Source organism: Streptomyces sp. PsTaAH-137 (genome assembly GCF_003259365.1).
Classification (GTDB): Bacteria; Actinomycetota; Actinomycetes; order Streptomycetales; family Streptomycetaceae; genus Streptomyces.
The window spans coordinates 1-1,830 of sequence record NZ_QLLY01000090.1; the positions used below are offsets into that span (position 1 = coordinate 1).

Below are 1,830 nucleotides of genomic sequence, written 5' to 3' on the forward strand. Positions count from 1 at the left end.
GTGTCGATGCGCGACTCGGTCTTGATCGGGGCCTTCTGCGCCCAGTCCCGCTTGACCCAGTACGAGTCGTAGGCGTCGAAGGTGGTCAGTTCGATGTCCTGGATCCACTTGCAGGCCGACACGTAGCCGTACAGGCCGGGGACGAGCATGCGGACCGGGAAGCCGTGCTCGAAGGGCAGTGGTTGTCCGTTCATGCCGATGGCGAGCATCGCGTCGCGGCCGTCCATGACGTCCTCGACCGGGCTGCCGATGGTCATGCCGTCCACCGAGCGCGCCACGAGCTGGTCGGCGGGTCCGCCCTTCGACGGGGGCCGCACGCCGCACTCCTTGAGCAGGTCGGCCAGGCGGACGCCGATCCAGCGGGCGTTGCCCACGTAGGGGCCGCCGACCTCGTTCGAGACGCAGGTGAGGGTGATGTTGCGTTCGATCAGCGGCATCTTCAGCAAGTCGTCGAACGACAGGGTGCGTTCACGCGTCACTCCCTTGCCGTGGATGCGCAGCCGCCAGGACGTGGCGTCGACCTTGGGCACCACGAGCGCGGTGTCGACCCGGTAGAAGTCGCCGTTGGGGGTCATGAACGGGCTGATGTCCTTGATCCGCAGTGCGGCTCCCCTGGGTACGGGCGCCGCCTTCGACGACGGGGCGGGCAGCACGATGTCCTTGCGGGAGGCGACGGCGTTCTGCCCCTGGGATCCGTTGAGAGCACGCCCCGCGAGACCGGCGCCGGTCGAGGCGGCGGCCGCCGCGGTGGCCGCGAGGATGAAGCCGCGCCGGTCCCAGCCGGAGCCTTCCCCGGCCTCACCGGGGTGCACGGCGCTCGCTCCCGCCTCGGCCGCCGGGTCACCCTCGTGTGCCGTGCGGCCGGGCCGTCCCAGCCGTCCGATCAGCCAGTACAGCAAGCAGGCGCCGACCACGGCACCCACCACCGAGGGCAGCGCGTCGGTGGCGCTGGTCGAGTCGGGCCGGCTGGTGGCGGCCAGCGCCCCGACCACGCCGAAGGCGAGCACGCCGAGCGAGCCGATCAGCCGCCACCGCGTCGCCAGCGCCCCCAGGACCAGAGCCAGGACGGTCAGCACGGCGAGGATGCCGAGCTGGAGGACGAGCTTGTCGTTGGTGCCGAACTGCCGGATCGCCCAGTCCTTCACCGCGGGCGGGGTACGGTCGATCGCCGCTCCGCCGACCGCGATGACCGGTCCGGATTCGGGGCGCACGGCCGCGGAGACCAGTTCGGCGACGGCGATGGCCGCGTACCCGGCGAGCAGGCCGCTCAGGGCACCGAGCGACAAGCGTTTGATGCCGCGCAGCGGCTTGGGTCGTACGTCGAGGTCCATGAGTGGAATCCGTCCTGAAGGCACGCCCGGATTGGTCCTTCACACCATCGAGGTGAAGAGGCGTCGGCAGTCCCTCAGAACTAGCAACTCTCGACCCGCCGCGTCTGACGACAACACTCGCTGACCAGCCGGTTCCGCCAAAGGGCGCAACATGACGGGGGTACCGAGGACTGGGGAAGCGATCCACGCCACTACTGCAACGCCGGGTTACAGCACTGCCTACAAGATCCGTCGGACAGACCCCAGCGGACGCGTCGCTCGCTCTCAGGCTCGCATCGTGGACGCGAACAGTGCTCTCAAGTCGCGCGGCAGCTGGTTGTTCCCGCTCAGCTGAGACGACGCGCTGTCCGGAGCAGGCCTGTTCGCCAGCACGGTGATTGAGGACCTCGACAACAGCTGGCGCACCTAAGACGCCATTTCAGTTGGCGTGATCTTGCGGCAGTCTGGAGCGATGACTGCTGCGCTTGTCGAGCGGATGGCGCCGGATGACCTGTGGGCC

1 protein-coding gene is annotated in these 1,830 nt (G+C 69.2%); it reads right to left on the reverse strand.

Features of this window, described 5'->3' with window-relative positions:
• Positions 1-1,331 (reverse strand): molybdopterin-dependent oxidoreductase (locus tag K377_RS41095; protein WP_111668714.1); only part of this gene is annotated, 1,331 nt, incomplete at its 3' end.
• Positions 1,332-1,830: the final 499 nt, after the last annotated feature.